Genomic DNA, 16264 nt, shown 5'->3' on the forward strand with positions numbered 1-16264 from the left:
CCATGAGCGCTCCGGACATGATCGAGAACCGCACCTTCGACGAGATCGCCGTTGGTGACGCCGCCAGCGTCGTAAGAACCTTCGCCGAGCGGGACACCCAATTGTTCGCCCTGATGTCGGGCGACGTCAATCCGGCGCATCTGGACGCCGCCTACGCCGCGACCGACATGTTCCACCGCGTGATCGCCCATGGACTGTGGGGCGGCGGCTTGATCTCGGCGGTGCTGGGCACCGAACTTCCCGGCCCCGGCGCGATCTATCTCAGCCAAAGCCTGAAGTTCGTGCATCCCGTGGGCCTGGGCGACACCATCACCGCGACGGTGACAGTGGTCGAAAAACTGGCGGAGCATCATCGCGTCAGGCTCGACTGCCGTTGCACCAATCAGAATGGCCAGGACGTCATCACTGGCCAGGCTGAGGTGGTCGCTCCGACGGAGAAGGTGCGCCGTCCCCGCGTCGTTCTGCCCGATGTCCAGCTTTCCGATCACGACGCCTATCGCCAATTGATGGCGCTGACGACGGGACACCATCCCGTGCCCACCGCCATCGCCCATCCCTGCAGCGCCGCGGCGATCACCGCCGCCGTCGAGGCTGCGGAGGCCGGACTCATCGCGCCGATCCTGGTGGGTCCGGAGGCCAAGATCCGATCGGCCGCCGAGGCGGCCGGCAAGGACATCACGGCCTATCGTATCGTCGCGGCGCCGCACAGCCACGCGGCGGCGGCCCAGGCGGTGGCGCTGGTGCCCTCGGGCGAGGCCCAACTGCTGATGAAGGGATCGCTGCACACCGATGAACTGATGGGCGCGGTCGTCCCGTCAGCGACCGGCCTGCGAACCGAGCGACGCATCAGCCATGCCTATGTGATGGACGTCCCGGGCCACCCGACGCTGCTGATCATCACCGACGCGGCGATCAACATCGAGCCCACCCTGGAGGACAAGGCCGATATCATCCGCAACGCGATCGACCTGGCCCATGTCATCGGCATCGAGCAGCCCAAGGTCGCGATCCTCTCGGCGGTGGAAACGGTGACCCCGACCATCCGCTCGACCCTGGATGCGGCGGCGCTGTGCAAGATGGCCGACCGGGGGCAGATCACCGGCGGCCTGCTGGACGGCCCGCTGGCCTTCGACAACGCCATCAGCGAGGCGGCGGCCAAGGAAAAGGGGATCGTCTCCCCGGTCGCCGGGCGGGCGGAAATCCTTGTCGTTCCCAACCTTGAGGCCGGCAACATGCTGGCCAAGCAACTGACCTTTCTGGGCGGCGCTGACGCGGCGGGGGTCGTGCTCGGCGCACGCGTGCCGATCATCCTCACCAGCCGCGCCGACAGCCTGCGCACACGCCTGGCCTCCTGCGCGGTCGCCGTGCTGATGGCTCGGGCCGCGACCAAGGCGGCGCCGGGCCTGACGGCGGGCGCCTGACATGAGCCGCGCCATCGTCAGCCTCAATGCCGGCTCGTCGAGCATCAAGTTCGCCCTGTTCGTCCTGACAGGCGATGGCCCAAGCCGCGTGGCGGCCGGCAAGCTGGAGGGCGTCGGCACGGCGCCCCATCTGGTAGCCCGCGATCTGAACGGCGACGTTCTGGTCGATCGCACCTGGGACGGTGGCGCGGATCTCGATCATGAGGCACTGCTGCAGGATCTCTTCGCCTGGGCCGGCGCGCACCTGGAAGGCCGCGAGATCGTCGGGCTGGGACACCGGGTCGTGCATGGCGGCGGACGGTTTACCGCTCCCGTGCGGGTCGATGATCAGGTCCTGACCGCACTGGACGCCTTCTGCCCCCTGGCGCCGCTGCACCAGCCGCACAACCTGGCCGCCATCCGCGCCATCCAGACCCTGGCGCCGGACCTGCCGCAGGTGGCCTGCTTCGACACCGCCTTTCACCATCAGATGCCCGAGATCGCCACGCGGTTCGCCCTACCCCGCGCGCTGCATGACAAGGGGGTGCGCCGCTACGGCTTCCACGGCCTGTCCTACGACTATATCGCCCGTACGCTTGGCCAGATCGATCCGGACCTTGCCCGCGGCCGGGTGATCATGGCCCATCTTGGCAATGGCGCCAGCCTGTGCGCGATGCACGACGGCAAAAGCCTGGACACCACGATGGGCTTCACCGCGCTGGATGGTCTGGTGATGGGCACACGCTGCGGCGCGGTCGACCCGGGCGTGGTGCTGCATCTGCTGTCGCAAGAGGGCATGAGCATCGCCGAGGTCGAACGGCTGCTCTACACCCAGAGTGGTCTGCTGGGCGTTTCGGGCGTTTCGAGCGACATGCGCACGCTTCACCAGAGCCAGGATCCGCGCGCCGCCGAAGCCATCGACCTCTTCGCCTGGCGCGTGGCGCGGGAAGTCGGCGGCCTGATCTCCTCGCTGGCCGGAACTCGACGGCCTGGTGTTCACGGCCGGCATCGGCGAGAACGATCCGGCCATCCGCGCGCTGATCTGCCAGCGGCTGGCCTGGGCGGGGATCGTGATCGAGCCTGCCGCCAACCAAGCCAACGCCGCGCTGATCAGCACACCGGCCAGCAAGGTCGCCGTGCGGGTCATGGCAACCGACGAGGAACGCATGATCGCCCTCCAGACGATCAGCACCTTGGGTTTGAACGCGCAAGGCCGAGCGCCTTAGTCCTCCGATCTCGGCGGCTTGCATCGCCCGGGGTCTGGCTTAGCGATGTGGCCTTGAGCTGCGGCGACGGGAGGCCTGCTTGGCGCAAGGAGGAAATTCTAGATCGTGACGTCAATAGCAAAGAGGTGAAACGTGGCTAGACGAGAAGTGGTGCTCTGCGATCCTGTCCGGACCGCCATAGGAACCTATAACGGCAGCCTGAAGTCCGTCCCGGCCGTCGAGCTTGGCGCAACGGTGCTGCGCGAAACGCTCAAGCGGTCCAAGCTCGATCCCAACCGCCTGCAGAGCGTGGTCATGGGTAATGTCGTTCAGGCCGGCAACAGGATGAACCCTGCCCGTCAGGCCACCATACTTGGCGGCGCGCCGGTCGAGGTTCCCGCCATGACGGTCAACCGGGTTTGCGGATCGGGGGCCCAGGCGATCGTTTCCCTGGCGCAAGAGGTCTTGCTTGGCTTCGTCGAAGCGGGCGTCGCGGGCGGCATGGAGAACATGGACGCCGCCCCCTACCTGATAACGAGCGGCCGCTGGGGCTACCGAATGGGAGACGCCCAGATCTACGACGCTATGCTCCATGACGGACTCAACGACGCCTTTTCCAATCAGCATTCGGGGTGGCACACCGAGGATCTGGTCACGAAATATCAAATCAGCCGCGACGATCAGGACCGCTGGGCGGCGGGCTCGCAGCAGCGCTTTTCGCAGGCGCAGGCGGCGGGGAGATTCGATGCTGAGATTGTCGCCGTCGATATCAAGGGCAAAAGGGGCCCCGAGCCGTTTTCGCGCGACGAGCACAATCGTCCCGACACCACGCTTGAGAGCTTGGCCAGGCTAAGGCCCGCCTTCCGGACGGATGGAACCATCACGGCGGGCAACGCGCCCGGCCTCAATACTGGAGCGGCGGCGATGATCGTCGCCGAACGCGCCTTTGCCGAGGCCCACGGCCTAACGCCCATGGCCAGACTGGTCTCCTATGGCGTGGCGGCGGTCGAGCCCGGCCTGTTCGGCATCGGCCCCGTCCCTGCGGTCAGGCAGGCCTTGGCGCGGGCCGGGTGGACGGTCGGCGACATCGAGCGAATCGAGATCAACGAGGCCTTCGCCGCCATCGCGCTCGCGGTCACGCGCGAGCTTGGGCTTGCCGAGGACATCGTCAATGTCGAAGGCGGCGCCATCGCCCATGGCCATCCGATCGGCGCCACCGGGGCGATCCTGACGACGCGCCTGCTACACGCCATGAAGCGTGACGGGCTAAGGCGCGGCGTCGTCACCCTCTGTATCGGCGGCGGCCAGGGCGTCGCCCTGGCGCTCGAAACGCTCGCCTGAAAATTGGCGCGCCCGCAAAGCCCCCTTGGGACGTCACGGGCGCGTCCTTGAGCTCAGCGCAGGGCGATGCTCACACCGCCTGCGGCCAGGGCGATCTTCAGGCCCTGGCTCTGGGTGTGGAGCCTGATTTCGACGCCTTTGGCGTTGCGCAGAACGGCTGTCCCGCCCCCCATGGTCACGAACGCCCCGCTCCGGCCGGCGACGGCGTAGAGACCCGGAAAGTCCTCCACGCGTTTGAGATTGTAGATCTCCGCCTCACCCTCGACGCGATCGGCGCCAGCCTCGATCAGGGTCACGCCGGTGAGCGTGAAGGGCGTGTTGCGGCCCTGGAAGGACAACACCCCCCTTCCCCAGCCATAGCCGACACCCAAGGCCACCGAATCCCCCGACAATCGCGCGGTAGCCGAGGGCTGGGCGCGCGGCGCGGCCGCAGCCAGGGTCGCCGGGCCAGCCAACACGACGACGGCCGCCATGGCGATGTTGAAGGGCTTCATCACATAACTCCAGTTGAGGCGCCCACCGGAACCGAGTGACCGCGGAAGATGGATAGCCGCGCACCGACCGCGCACCGCCTTGATCGGGCCGTCCCAGCCTAGGCCATCGTACCGATCGCCTTGCGAAAGCGGGTCAGGGCCACGACAAAGAACACCGCGCCGATGGCTGCGATGGCCAGGAACTGCGGCCAGACCACCTCCAGACCCGCGCCTCGGTAGAGGATGGCCTGGGCGAGCTTGACGAAATGGGTGGTCGGCGCGGCCAGCATGACGGTCTGAACGAACGACGGCATGCTTTCGCGCGGCGTCATGCCGCCCGACAGCATCTGCAGCGGCAGCAGGACCAGCATCAGCAACAGCCCAAACTGCGGCATCGAACGGGCGATGGTGCCCATGAAGATGCCGATCGAGGTGGTGGCGAACAGGTGCAGGGCGGCGCCGCACAGAAACAGCGCCACCGAGCCCTCGATCGGCACGCCCAGCACCCCTTCAACCATGATCAACAACGACAGGCCGCAGGCCACCAGCACCACCAGCCCCATGGACCAGACCTTGCTGACCATGATCTCCAGCGGGGTGACCGGCATGACCAGAAGATGCTCGATCGTGCCGTGCTCGCGCTCGCGGATCAGGGCCGCGCCGGTCAGGATGATCGACAGCATCGTGACGTTGTTGATCACCTCCATCACCGAGCCGAACCACGCCTCGGCCAGGGTCGGATTGAAGCGGGCGCGCAGCGCCAGAGTGACGGGCGACGCGGTCGCGCCGCGATGACGCTGGACGAACTCCAGGACCTCCGCGCCGAGGATCTGCTGGATGTAGCCGGCGCCGCTGAACGCTTGGCTCATCCGCGTGGCGTCGACATTGACCTGCACCGTCGGTCGGCGGCCGGCCAGCACGTCGCGCTGAAGATCGGGGGGGATATCGACCGCGAAGGTGTATTCGCCCGCATCCATGCCGCCGTCGACCGCGTCCTGACTGACCACGGCCGGCGGCGTGAAATAAGGGGGATAGAACGCGCCGACCATGCGATCGGAGAGCTGGGAATGATCCTCGTCGACGATCGCGATGGGCGCCTTGTGCAAGGACTCGGGGATGCCCGTCGCCGCCATATAGATGGAGAACGAGAAGGAGAAGACGATCAGGACCAGCATCATCGGATCGCGCCCGACGCTGCGCAGTTCCTTGACGCCCAACCTCAGGATGTTGGCCCCGCGCACCCTATTGTTCCTGTTTCTTGAGCAACATGACGCAGGCGGCCAGCAGCAGCGGGAAGGTGACCGCCAGGCTCAGCAGTTCCGGCTGGAGATCGGGAAACCCCAGTCCCTTGGAGAACACGCCGCGGCAGATGGTGACAAAATGACTGGTCGGGAAGACGCGACCAATGACCGCCCCGGCTCCCTCCAGCGACGAGACCGGATTGATCAGTCCCGAAAACTGCACGGCCGGCAGGATCGTGCCGATGGCGGTGGCGAACAGCGCTGCGATCTGGCTGCGCATGAAGATCGAGAACAGCAAGCCGATCGCCGTCGAGGACAGGACATAGAGCAGGGCGCCCAAGGTCATGGCCACGATGTCGCCAGTGATCGGCACGCGGAAGGTCGACAGGGACAGCACGACCAGCAGGGCATAGTTCAACATGGCCAGCGCCACATAGGGCGCCTGCTTGCCCAGCAGAAATTCCAGCGCCGTGACCGGGGTGACGTAGAAGTTGATGATCGAGCCCAGCTCCTTTCCCGCACGACGCTCAGCGCCGTCAGTATGGCCGGAAACAGCAGCAGCAGCACAGGGATGACCGCGGGCGCGATCGCCACCAGGCTCTTGACGTCGGGATTGTAGCGATAGCGGGTTTCGATGTTGATCAAGCCAGTCGACGGCCGCACCCCAAGCTCTCGAACGGACATGTCGCTCAGCCATTGGGTGTGCAGCGCCTGGACGTAGCCTTGCACGGTTTCGGCGCGCTGGGGCATGGCGCCGTCGATCCACACGCCCAGCGCCACCGTGTCGCCCCGGCGCAGGTCCCGGGCGAAGCCGGGCGGGATCTCGATCGCCACGCTCAGTTCGCCCGACCGCATCCGTCGATCCAGTTCACCATAGTCCGAGATCGGCCGTCGCTCGACGAAATAGGGCGAGCCGGCGATGTTGAGCGCGTAGTCCTGGCTCGTGGTCGTCCCGTCGCGGTCCAGCACGGCGAACGGCAGGTCCTTGACGTCCATGCTGATGCCGTAGCCCATGATGAACATCAGGATCACACTGCCCAGCAGGGCCAGAGTCGCCCGGATCGGGTCGCGGCGCAGCTCAAGCGCCTCGCGCCGCGAATAGCTCATCATCCGCCGAGGACTGAAGCCGCCCAGCCAGCCGCGCCCCGGGCGCGGCGGCTGAGCGACCGTGTCGCTGGGGGGAGACGCAGGCGCGGGCGGCGGGGCGTCGTCTCCCCCGGCCGCCTTCAGATAGCTGATGAAGGCATCTTCCAGGGACTTGGCGCCCTGCTGCTCGACGATGCGCGCCGGCGCATCGCTGACCAGCACCTTGCCCGCGTGCATCAGCGAGATGCGATCACAGCGTGCGGCCTCGTTCATGAAGTGGGTGGAGATGAAGATCGTCACTCCGTCCTGCCGCGACAGGTCGATCATGCTCTGCCAGAACTGGTCGCGTGCGATGGGGTCGACGCCAGAGGTCGGCTCGTCCAGGATCAGGATTTCCGGCCTGTGGATCATGGCGACGGCGAGGGAAAGACGCTGGCGCTGCCCCAGGGGCAGAGCGTCCGGTAGCGCGTCCATCAGGTCGGCCAGTCCAAAGCGCTCGGCCATCTCCGCCATCCGATCCGGGATGTCTCGCGCCTCCATCCCGAACAGCTGCGCGTGGAGCTCCAGGTTTTGCGCGACGGTCAGTTCCGAATACAGCGAGAAGCCCTGGGACATGTAGCCGACCCGCCGACGGGTCTGGATGTCGCCCGCGTTCACCAGGCGGCCAAACAGATGCGCCTCGCCGGCGGTGGCGGGCAGCAAGCCGGTCAGCATCTTCATCGTGGTGGTCTTGCCGCAGCCGTTCGACCCCAGGAACCCGAAGATCTCGCCGCGCTCGATCTGGAAATCCACCTGATCGACAGCGGTGAAATCCCCAAACCGCATGGTCAGGCCCTTGGCCTCGATGGCGATGTCGCCCTCGCCCGCGTGCAGACGCGGCGGTATGGTCACGGGCTGGGCGCCGCGCCGGCGCTCCTCCGGCAGCAGGGCGATGAAGGTCTGTTCGAGATCGGTGGTGCCGGTGCGTTGATAGAGCGCGTCGGGAGAGCCGGTCGCCAGGACCTTGCCGGCGTCCATGGCGATCAGCCAGTCAAACCGCGCCGCCTCCTCCATATAGGCGGTGGCCACCAGCACGCTCATGCCAGGCCGCGCGGCGCGGATGCGGTCGATGAGATCCCAGAACTGCGACCGTGACAGCGGATCGACCCCCGTCGTCGGCTCGTCGAGCAACAGGAAGTCGGGATCGTGGATCAGGGCGCAGCACAGGCCCAGCTTCTGCTTCATGCCGCCGGACAGCTTGCCGGCGGGCCGGCCCCTGAAGGGCGCGAGACCGGTGCTGTCCAGCAGGTCAGTGATCCGGCGCTCACGCTCCGCCCCGTCCTGGCCAAACAGCCGGCCGAAGAAGTCCAGGTTCTCGAAGACCGACAGCGTCGGATAGAGGTTCTTGCCCAGCCCCTGGGGCATGTAGGCGATGCGAGGGCAGACCGCCTCGCGGTGCCGACGGTCGGCCATGTCGCCGCCGAGCACCTCCACCGTGCCCGAGGGGATGACCCGCGAGCCGGCGATCAGCGAGAACAGCGTCGACTTGCCCACCCCGTCGGGGCCGATCAGCGCCACCATCCGGCCCGCCGGGATGTCCAGATCGATGTTGTCCAGGGCCCGCGTACCCCGATAGTCGAGACTGACCCCCCGCGAGCCGGGCGACCGGAGGCGTCGCGTCCGGACCGGGTCGGGCCGTCATGGCGCCTTGAGCTCCAGCTTGGCCGGCCAGGGCGTCTTTGGATCGATCCGCACATAGGCCATGCCCGGCAGGCCGGTCTTCACCTGACGGATGTGCCGTCGCAGGAGGTCTGGATCGATCCGCGCCTTGACCCTGAACATCAGCTTCTGCCGCTCGCTCTGGGTCTCCACGGTCTTGGGCGTGAATTGGGCGACGTCGGCGACGAACGACACCTTGGCAGGCACCACATAGTCGGGCGCGGCGTCCAGGACGATCCGCACCTCCGTGCCGAGCCCCACCCGCCCCGCCACCGTCTCCGGCAGGAAGAAGGTCATGTAGACGTCCGACAGGTCGACTAGGTTGAGCACCCGCCCGCCACCGGCCACCACCTCGCCCGGCTGAGCCACCCGGAACTGGACCCGCCCGTCGCGCGGCGCCTTGAGCGCGCTATCGGCGATGTCGGCGTCCAGCCGGCGCAAGGCGGCCAGCACGGCGTCGACGTTCGAGCGCGCGCCGATCACCTGCGAACGGGCCGTGGCGATGGCCGCGTCGACGGCGGCCATCTGAGCCCTGGAGGCCTCAAGCGCCGCCTGGGCGCCCTCGACCCGCGCCTGATCGTCATCCCGTTCCTGCATGGCGGTCGCGCCTTCACGCGCCAGGGTGTCTGATCGCGCCAGCCGACGGCGCGCCGCGTCCAGTTCGGCTTGGCGTTGCCGGGTCCCCGCGAACGCAGCGGCGCGCTCGCTCTCGCGCTGGATCACCTGGCTGTTGGCGATCTCGATGGCGTTGAGGGCTTGCTGATGCTGCGCCTCGGCCTCGGCGCGCTGGGCTTGCAGCACGTCGGTGTCCATATGGGCGACGATCTGGTCCGCCTTCACATAGGCGCCCTCGTCGACAAGGATGTCGCGGACCCGGCCGGGGGTCTTGGCCGCCACGTCGATCTCGACCGCCTCGATCCGGCCGTTGCCGCTGACAACGCCCTCGGGAAGCGCTGGCGGGCGCAACAGTCGCCAGCCGAGGAACGCGACGACGACCACTGCCGCGACGACCCCGCCACGCACGAGCCATTGTCTGCTGGTGGCCTTCATCGCGCCGGTTCCTTGAGGGTCTGGTGGGGAGGTGGGAAGGAGGCGTCGTCGCCGACCCCGCCGCCGAGCGCGGCATAGAGCGCCACGCCGCTGGCCAGATAGCCGCGACGCAACTGGACCAGGGCCTGCTCGGTCTCGAACAGGTCGCGCTGGGCGTCCTGCACCTCCAGATAGGTCGAGCGGCCATTGGCGAAGCGCAGATCGGCGAGCCGCGCGCGCTCCTGTAGGGCCGCGAGCATGTCCCGCGCATCGGCGATCCGCGCCGCGAGTTGCCGGCGCTGGACCAGCGCATCGGCGACGTCGCGGAACGCGCCCTGAATGGTCCGCTCATAATCCGCCACCGCGATATCGCGTCGCGCCAAACTCAGATCGAGATTGGCGTCGCGACGACCGCCGTCGAAGATCGGCAGATCCAGGCTGGGCGTGAAGCTCCAGGCCTGACTGCCGCCCCTGAACAGGCCATCCAGCTGCGCGCTGGCGGTTCCGCCGGCGGCGGTCAGGGTGATATTAGGAAAAAACGCCGCGCGGGCGGCGGCGATATTGGCGCTGGCCGCCCGCAGGCGGTGCTCGGCGGCGATGACGTCGGGACGATTGACGAGCAACTCAGAGGCCAGACCGGCGGGAAGCGGCTGATCGGGCCCCACCTCGGACAACTGCAACGGCCCCGAAGCCATCTCCACGGGCCGTCCCACCAGAACGGCGAGCGCGTGGCGGTTGACCGCCTGGTCCTGATCGAGCGCCTCGACCGCCGCGCGCGCCTGGGCCAGGAGCGTCTGGGCCTGGGTCATCTCCAGCTTGGAGCCCGCCCCCACCTCGTAGCGACGGCGCAGGATGCGCAAGGACTCCTCGCGCGAGGCGACCGTGCGGCGGGCCAGGGCGATGCGTTCGTCATACTCCCGTTCGGCCAGATAACTGTTGGCCACCTGCGCGATCAGGCTCGTCGCGACGGCGCGGCGGGCTTCATCGGTGGCCAGATATTGTCTGCAGGGCCGCCTGGCGCGAAGCGCGCAGACGACCCCAGAAATCGATCTCCCAACCGGCGCTGAGAACCGAACGGTATTCGCTGCCCGTCTCGGCCCGTCCGGTGATCGACAGGTCGGCGGGGGTGCGTCCACGGGTCGATGTCGCCACGCCGTCCAGGCTCGGATAGAGCGCCGCGCTCTCGATGCGAAGGGCGGCGCGCGCCTCGTCCAGCCGAGCCGCCGCGATGCGGACGTCGCGATTATCCGCCAGCGCCGTCTCGATCAGGCCCCGCAATTGGGGATCCTGGAAGAAATCCCGCCAGCCCACCGCCCCGACCGAACCCTTGGCCTCGGGCTGGCCGGAAAAGGTCTGCGGTGTCGGAAGTGGTGGCGGAGCGAAGGACGCCGTCGAGGCGCACCCCGCCAGGATCAGCGACACGGCGACAAGAACCGCGCCGCCGCCCCGGCCCGGAGCGGCGGCGGATACGGATTTGATTTGATCCATGGCGTGTCGCGCCGCTCGTTGATCTATCAATCGGCAGCCTTGGCCTTGGCCGCGCGCACATCGGATTTCGCCCCTTCGGCCGCCGCAGGCTTGAACGCGCTCCAGGGTTGAAGAAGGCCCTGAAAGGCTTTGGTCGCGGCCTTCTGGTCCAGCGTCGCGCTCCAGGCCTGGGTCCAGGCCTTCTGCCAGTCGGCGAAGGCAGCAGCGGCCTTCTTGGCGGCGGCTTCGCGATCGCGCTGAAACTCCGCGACAAGCGGCGATGCGTCAGCGAAAAGGCCGGTCATCTCGCCGCTCGCCAGATGGCGAGCCTGCTCAGCGAAACGCGTCGCGGCCTGGGCTCCTAGCCGCATATTGGTTTCGCTGCTAGCCTGGGTGACCTCGGCCAAGGTCCGCGTCAGCCGCAGGTTGGCTTCCATCATGTTCGTCACTTGGTCGAGAGAGCCGCTCATCTGGGTCTTCCTTCTAAGGGTCATGGCTTGCTAGGAAACAATCGAGTTTTGCCGGATGCCGCGGCCCAAGGTGATGGGACGCGCCGTCATCCGTTGGCGATGTACTGCCCGCCGTTGATGGTGAGGACAGACCCCGTGCAGAAGGCGGCCTTCTCCGAGGTCAGATAGCAGACGGCTTGGGCGATCTCTTCGACGTCCCCAAGGCGACCCAGGGGAATGCCCGCGACAATGCCCGCCCGCACCTCCTCGGCCACCGCAGCGACCATGTCGGTATTGACGTAGCCTGGGCACACGGCGTTGACCGTCACGCCGCGCGAGGCGTTTTCGAGCGCCAGAGCCTTGGTGAAGCCGATCACACCAGCCTTGGCGGCCGAATAGTTGGTCTGACCGACCTGGCCCTTCTGGCCATTGATCGAGGAAATATTGACGATGCGTCCAAAGCGGCGCTCGCGCATGCCCTCGATGACCACCCGGGTCATGGCGAACATCGAGTCCAGATTGGTGCTCAGCACCGCGCGCCACTGGCCCCAGGTCATGCGATGGAACATGCCGTCGCGGGTGATGCCGGCATTGTTGACGAGGATGGACACCGGCCCAAGATCGGCCTCGACCTGTTCAATCCCGGCGCGGCAGGCGCTCTCGTCCGCGACATCCCAGCGATACACAGGAATGCCGGCTTCCTGCTTGAACCGCGCGGCGGCGGCTTCATCGCCGTGATACGTGACCGCGACGCGGCGGCCTTCGGCCGCAAGCGCGCGCGCCACGGCCGCGCCTATGCCTCGGGTTCCGCCGCTCACCAAGGCCACGTTACTCATGCACCAATCCTCGACCGAAGCGGAGACGACCAACTGCCGCCCCCATGGATGTACCCTTATCGGTTTCGTTATGGCATTCGTTTGACTTAGATCAACCCCGTTGTCTAGACCTGCCCGGAGATTGGGTTATGCTAAGTTGATGATCAAAACGACGTCGCGAAGCGGCAAAGCAGGCTTCCGCCGAGAGATCCCAAGGGGGGGCGTCCGCCTCGAAGCGTCGCGGCCAAGCTTGGCGCTCACATCCTTGACACGGCGCTGGAGCAGTTCATCCGCCAAGGCGTTGAGGCCACCAGCATGGAGGCCATAGCATCCGCCGCGAGCGTTTCGAAGCGGACGCTTTATGCGCGTTTCGGCTCGAAGATGGACCTGCTCGTCGCGAGCATCGAATATGGCGTGGCCAAGCACCTGAACCCACTCTCAAGCCGCAGCGCCGAGGGCTCCCTGCGTGAGCGGCTTCTGGACGTAGGCGCGAGATTTCTAGACCTGGCGCTCAAGCCGGAAGTCATCGGGCTGGAGGCCTTGGTGGCATGGGTGGCCAAAGAGCAGCCGACCTTCCGCAAGGTGGTCCACGAACGCGGCGTGGATATGGCGATCGCCATCGTGGAGCAAATTCTCGAAGATGGCGCCCGTCGAGGAGAGGTGGTCCTAAAAGACAAGGCGTTCACGGCCGCCTTTGTGCTAGACGCCCTCGTCACCGTGCCTCGAGATCGAATAGTCGTCAGCATGAGGCTTGGCGACACCAAGGCGGCCAAAGGCGCCTACCTGCAAGGCGCTGTCGATCTGATCCTCATGGGCCTTTCGCCTCGGTCAGAGTGACAACAATCGCCAGGACGGCGGCCTATGGGCCAGCCATAAGCACAAACTGGTGCGATCTGAACCTGGGCCGACCTTAGCCTTGCTGAGTAATCCCGGGATGGTCTGGAAAGCGACCAACCCGGGCTCCGCGGACGGGATCCCCGCCACGCCCCCTCTCGCCTTGAGGCTAGCGCAGAAGAACCTCGAGCGCGGTCTGAGGCAATCCTCCGAAGCACTTCGCCATTGACCTGCTCCTGAAAAACTGGACCGGTTTGAGCTAGAATTTTCTCGTTTTGCGGCATGGGCCACGGAGCGAGGAGCGACCATGAAGAGGTCGAAGTTCAGTGAGGCGCAGGTAGCGTTTATCCTGCGTCAGGCAGACGAGGGCGCCACGGTTGGCGAGGTCTGCCGCAAGGCGGGAATTTCCGAGGCGACGTTCTACGTCTGGCGCAAGAAATACGCTGGCCTGATGCCGTCGGAGATGAAGCGGCTGCGCCAACTCGAGGATGAAAACGCCCGGCTCAAACGGATCGTGGCGGACCTGTCGCTCGACAAGGAGATGCTGCAGGACGTCATCAAGCGAAAGCTTTAGGACCTGCCCGGCGCCGCCAGCTCGTGGATTATCTGCGAGCGGCCTGGCAGGTCAGCATCCGACGCGCCTGCGGGGCGCTCCAGGCGGAACGATCCAGCTATCACTACAAGGGCAAGCGGACCGATCCTGTCGCCCTGAAGAAGCGGATCAAGGAGATTGCCGAGACGCGGGTTCGCTACGGCTACCGGCGGATCACGGTGCTGCTCAAACGCGAGGGATGGCCGGTCAATGGTGTGCAGCGGCGTGGAAGAAGGACCCCCTTAGCGGGGTGATAGGCGCCTAAAAGGGACCCCTCATTCCGATGGTTTAGGCACGGCGGCTTGGTTCAACCGGGCGGTCGAGATCGGGATGTTGGTGGTGGAGACAGTGGTGCGGATTCGCCGTGAGTATGCGGCGGGCAAGCCGATCAAGGCGATCTGTCGGGATTTGAGACTGTCGCGGAAGGTCGTGCGCAAGGCGATCCGGGCGGAGGAAGGCGCGTTCAGCTATCAGCGGACGACGCAGCCGTTTCCGAAGATCGGGCCGGTGCATGATCGGCTTGTGCAACTTCTGACGGAGAACGAGGCGCGGCCCCGGCGGGACCGTTTGCGACTGACGCGGGTCTGGGACCTGTTGGTCCAGGAAGGCTACGACGGCTCCTATGACTCGGTCCGTCGTTACGCGGCCCGCTGGCGCGAGGAGACCAAGACGGCGCCCGGCGATGGCGGGACAGCGTTCGTGCCGCTGATGTTCGCGCCGGGCGAGGCGTTCCAGTTCGACTTCAGTCATGAGGACGTGGAGGTCGCCGGCCAGCCGATGCGGGTGAAGGCGGCCCATGTTCGGCTTTGCGCGTCGCGTGCGGTCTACGTCAGGGTTTATCCGCGTGAGACCCAGGAGATGGTGTTCGACGCCCATGCCCGGGCGTTCGCCTTCTTCGGCGGGGTCCCCACGCGGGGCATCTACGACAACATGAAGACCGCCGTGGACGCGGTGTTCGTGGGCAAACAGCGGGTCTTCAACCGTCGCTTCCTGCTGATGGCCGATCATTACATGTTCGAACCGACTGCTTGCACGCCCGCCGCAGGCTGGGAGAAGGGCCAGGTCGAGAACCAGGTGCAGACCAGCCGGGAGCGGTTCTTCAAACCGCGCTTGCGGTTCGCCAGCCTGGAAGAGCTGAACGGCTGGCTGGAGGCCGAGTGCCGCCGCTGGGCGCGCCTACACCCCCATCCCGAGCAGCGCGAGATCACCTTGGCCCAGGCCCTTGAGGCCGAGCGGCCGGCGCTGCAGGCGATCTCGCGCCGTTCGACGGCTTCCACGAGGTCGAGCACGCGGTGACCGGCACCTGCCTGATCACCTTCGACCGCAACCGCTACTCGGTGATGGCCAGGGCCGCCAAGCGCACGGTGCAAGTGCGCGCCTATGCCGATCGGATCGTCGTGCGCTGCGCCGGCGAAGTGGTGGCCGAGCACGTCCGATCCTTCGGCCGAGGCCGGACGATCTATGATCCCTGGCACTACCTGCCGGTTCTGGCCCGCAAGCCCGGGAGCTTGCGCAATGGCGCGCCATTCCAAGATTGGACTCTGCCACCAGCCCTGACCCGGTTGAGGAAGAAGCTGGGTCGTGGCGACGAAGCCGACCGCCGGTTCGTGCGCGTGCTGGCGGCGGTGCTGGTCGATGGCCTTGATGAGGTCGATGACGCCGTCCGCGAGGCCCTGGATGCCGGCGCCGCCAGCGACGAGGTCATCCTCAACATCCTTGCCCGGCGCCGCGAGCCGCCAGCGCCACAGCCGATCACCACCTGCGAGGCGCTGGTCCTGCGTCATCCGCCCATCGCCGACTGCGCCCGCTACGACCTGCTGCGAGGTCCCCGTGCAGCGGCATGAGATGATCGAAGCCTTCGCCCAACTGGGCCTGAAGGGCATGGCCGGGGCCTTCGACGAGACCGTCACCACGGGCCTTCAGCGCAACCGCACGGCCATGGAGATCCTGGCCGAGCTGCTCAAGGCCGAGACCAACCATCGCCAGGCCGCATCCATCCGCTATCGCCTGACCGCCGCCAAGCTGCCGGTGATGAAGGACCTGGCGGCGTTCAGCTTCGAAGGCTCTGCGATCAACGAAGGCCTGGTGCGTTCGCTATACGACGGCGCCTTCCTGACCAACCATCGCAACATCGTCCTGGTCGGCGGCACGGGCACCGGCAAGACCCATCTGGCCATCGCCATCACCGCCAACGTCGTGCGGGCCGGGGCGCGTGGCCGCTACTTCAACACCGTCGATCTCGTGAACCGCCTCGAGGACGAGGCCCGGCGCGGCAAGGCCGGCGCTTTAGCCGCCCAGCTCTCGCGTCTCGATCTGGTGGTGCTCGACGAGCTGGGCTACCTGCCGTTCGCCCAGTCCGGCGGCCAGCGCCTGTTCCACCTGATCAGCAAGCTCTACGAGCGCACCTCGGTGATCATCACCACCAACCTGACCTTCGGGGAGTGGCCCACCGTCTTCGGCGACGCCAAGATGACCACGGCGCTGCTCGACCGCCTGACCCATCACTGCGACATCGTCGAGACCGGCAACGACAGCTGGCGGCTCAGGAACCGCGCCTGACCGGCACGCCCCGCTTGATCCACAACTTGTTCAACCTCCCCCCAGACCCCCCTCCGGGCAGCTGATCGATCAGTG

The 16264-nt window shown here is 66.8% G+C and carries 14 protein-coding genes and 3 pseudogenes; 8 read left to right on the top strand and 9 right to left on the bottom strand.

Annotated features, from left to right (window positions below; genetic code table 11):
- Nucleotides 1-2: 2 nt before the first annotated feature.
- From ACHMW8_RS06935 to ACHMW8_RS06950, 4 genes and pseudogenes are all read left to right on the top strand, one after another.
- Entirely contained in the window at nt 3-1421 is a 1419-nt protein-coding gene (locus tag ACHMW8_RS06935) for a bifunctional enoyl-CoA hydratase/phosphate acetyltransferase (protein ID WP_066681817.1), read from the top strand.
- A gap of 1 nt (nt 1422) precedes the next feature.
- Nucleotides 1423-2316 (top strand): annotated as a pseudogene (locus ACHMW8_RS06940) (acetate/propionate family kinase); the annotation flags it as partial.
- A 76-nt stretch (nt 2317-2392) separates the two neighbouring features.
- Entirely contained in the window at nt 2393-2626 is a 234-nt protein-coding gene (locus tag ACHMW8_RS06945; protein ID WP_395445915.1) for a hypothetical protein, read from the top strand.
- A 147-nt stretch (nt 2627-2773) separates the two neighbouring features.
- A complete protein-coding gene (locus ACHMW8_RS06950) occupies nt 2774-3946 on the top strand; it encodes a thiolase family protein (RefSeq protein ID WP_395445117.1) in 1173 nt (390 codons plus the stop codon).
- Nucleotides 3947-3999: 53 nt separating this feature from the next.
- Here ACHMW8_RS06950 and ACHMW8_RS06955 read toward each other — a convergent pair whose 3' ends face one another.
- From ACHMW8_RS06955 to phbB, 9 genes are all read right to left on the bottom strand, one after another.
- Complete coding sequence (locus ACHMW8_RS06955; RefSeq protein WP_066681810.1) at nt 4000-4440, bottom strand: hypothetical protein; 441 nt, start codon at nt 4438-4440, stop codon at nt 4000-4002.
- Nucleotides 4441-4538: 98 nt separating this feature from the next.
- Nucleotides 4539-5660 (bottom strand): ABC transporter permease, encoded by a 1122-nt coding sequence (locus ACHMW8_RS06960; protein WP_012285996.1) that lies wholly within the window; start codon nt 5658-5660, stop codon nt 4539-4541.
- Nucleotide 5661: 1 nt separating this feature from the next.
- Nucleotides 5662-6168: an ABC transporter permease gene (locus ACHMW8_RS06965; RefSeq protein ID WP_395445916.1), complete on the bottom strand. Its 507-nt coding sequence runs from the start codon at nt 6166-6168 to the stop codon at nt 5662-5664.
- Nucleotides 6075-8342, bottom strand: coding sequence for a ribosome-associated ATPase/putative transporter RbbA (gene rbbA, locus ACHMW8_RS06970; protein ID WP_395445917.1), 2268 nt, complete (start codon nt 8340-8342; stop codon nt 6075-6077). Before rbbA ends, ACHMW8_RS06965 begins: the two co-directional genes overlap by 94 nt.
- Nucleotides 8343-8423: 81 nt before the next feature.
- The gene (locus tag ACHMW8_RS06975; protein ID WP_066681802.1) at nt 8424-9494 is read right to left on the bottom strand and encodes an HlyD family secretion protein; all 1071 of its coding nucleotides are present in this window, start codon (nt 9492-9494) and stop codon (nt 8424-8426) included.
- On the bottom strand, nt 9491-10417 hold the full coding sequence (locus ACHMW8_RS06980; RefSeq protein ID WP_395445118.1) for an efflux transporter outer membrane subunit: 927 nt from the start codon (nt 10415-10417) through the stop codon (nt 9491-9493). Before ACHMW8_RS06980 ends, ACHMW8_RS06975 begins: the two co-directional genes overlap by 4 nt.
- A gap of 37 nt (nt 10418-10454) precedes the next feature.
- A complete protein-coding gene (locus ACHMW8_RS06985; RefSeq protein ID WP_395445119.1) occupies nt 10455-10961 on the bottom strand; it encodes a TolC family protein in 507 nt (168 codons plus the stop codon).
- A gap of 26 nt (nt 10962-10987) precedes the next feature.
- Nucleotides 10988-11377: a hypothetical protein gene (locus ACHMW8_RS06990; protein WP_395445120.1), complete on the bottom strand. Its 390-nt coding sequence runs from the start codon at nt 11375-11377 to the stop codon at nt 10988-10990.
- Between the two features lie 119 nt (nt 11378-11496).
- On the bottom strand, nt 11497-12225 hold the full coding sequence (gene phbB, locus ACHMW8_RS06995; RefSeq protein ID WP_395445121.1) for an acetoacetyl-CoA reductase: 729 nt from the start codon (nt 12223-12225) through the stop codon (nt 11497-11499).
- A gap of 240 nt (nt 12226-12465) precedes the next feature.
- On the opposite strand from phbB, the gene ACHMW8_RS07000 reads away from it, so the two are divergent.
- From ACHMW8_RS07000 to istB, 4 genes and pseudogenes are all read left to right on the top strand, one after another.
- Complete coding sequence (locus ACHMW8_RS07000) at nt 12466-13041, top strand: TetR/AcrR family transcriptional regulator (protein WP_395445918.1); 576 nt, start codon at nt 12466-12468, stop codon at nt 13039-13041.
- A gap of 304 nt (nt 13042-13345) precedes the next feature.
- A pseudogene (locus ACHMW8_RS07005) lies at nt 13346-13842 on the top strand (transposase); the annotation flags it as partial.
- A gap of 118 nt (nt 13843-13960) precedes the next feature.
- Nucleotides 13961-15474 (top strand): annotated as a pseudogene (istA, locus tag ACHMW8_RS07010) (IS21 family transposase).
- Nucleotides 15461-16189, top strand: a complete 729-nt coding sequence (gene istB, locus ACHMW8_RS07015) for an IS21-like element helper ATPase IstB (protein WP_291844237.1) — start codon at nt 15461-15463, stop codon at nt 16187-16189. The pseudogene istA and the gene istB overlap by 14 nt, the downstream one beginning before the upstream one ends.
- Nucleotides 16190-16264 lie beyond the last annotated feature (75 nt).

Origin of the sequence: Caulobacter sp. UC70_42, from assembly GCF_044056025.1 — a bacterium.
In the GTDB taxonomy this organism is placed as follows: Bacteria; Pseudomonadota; Alphaproteobacteria; order Caulobacterales; family Caulobacteraceae; genus Caulobacter.

What these genes read in the sequence shown, in the direction of transcription:
- ACHMW8_RS06935 (WP_066681817.1), top strand. Translation starts at nt 3, where the DNA reads ATGAGCGCTCCGGACATGATCGAGAACCGCACCTTCGACGAGATCGCC.
- ACHMW8_RS06955 (WP_066681810.1), bottom strand. Translation starts at nt 4,440, where the DNA reads ATGAAGCCCTTCAACATCGCCATGGCGGCCGTCGTCGTGTTGGCTGGC.
- ACHMW8_RS06975 (WP_066681802.1), bottom strand. Translation starts at nt 9,494, where the DNA reads ATGAAGGCCACCAGCAGACAATGGCTCGTGCGTGGCGGGGTCGTCGCG.
- ACHMW8_RS06985 (WP_395445119.1), bottom strand. Translation starts at nt 10,961, where the DNA reads ATGGATCAAATCAAATCCGTATCCGCCGCCGCTCCGGGCCGGGGCGGC.
- ACHMW8_RS06990 (WP_395445120.1), bottom strand. Translation starts at nt 11,377, where the DNA reads ATGGAAGCCAACCTGCGGCTGACGCGGACCTTGGCCGAGGTCACCCAG.
- phbB (WP_395445121.1), bottom strand. Translation starts at nt 12,225, where the DNA reads ATGAGTAACGTGGCCTTGGTGAGCGGCGGAACCCGAGGCATAGGCGCG.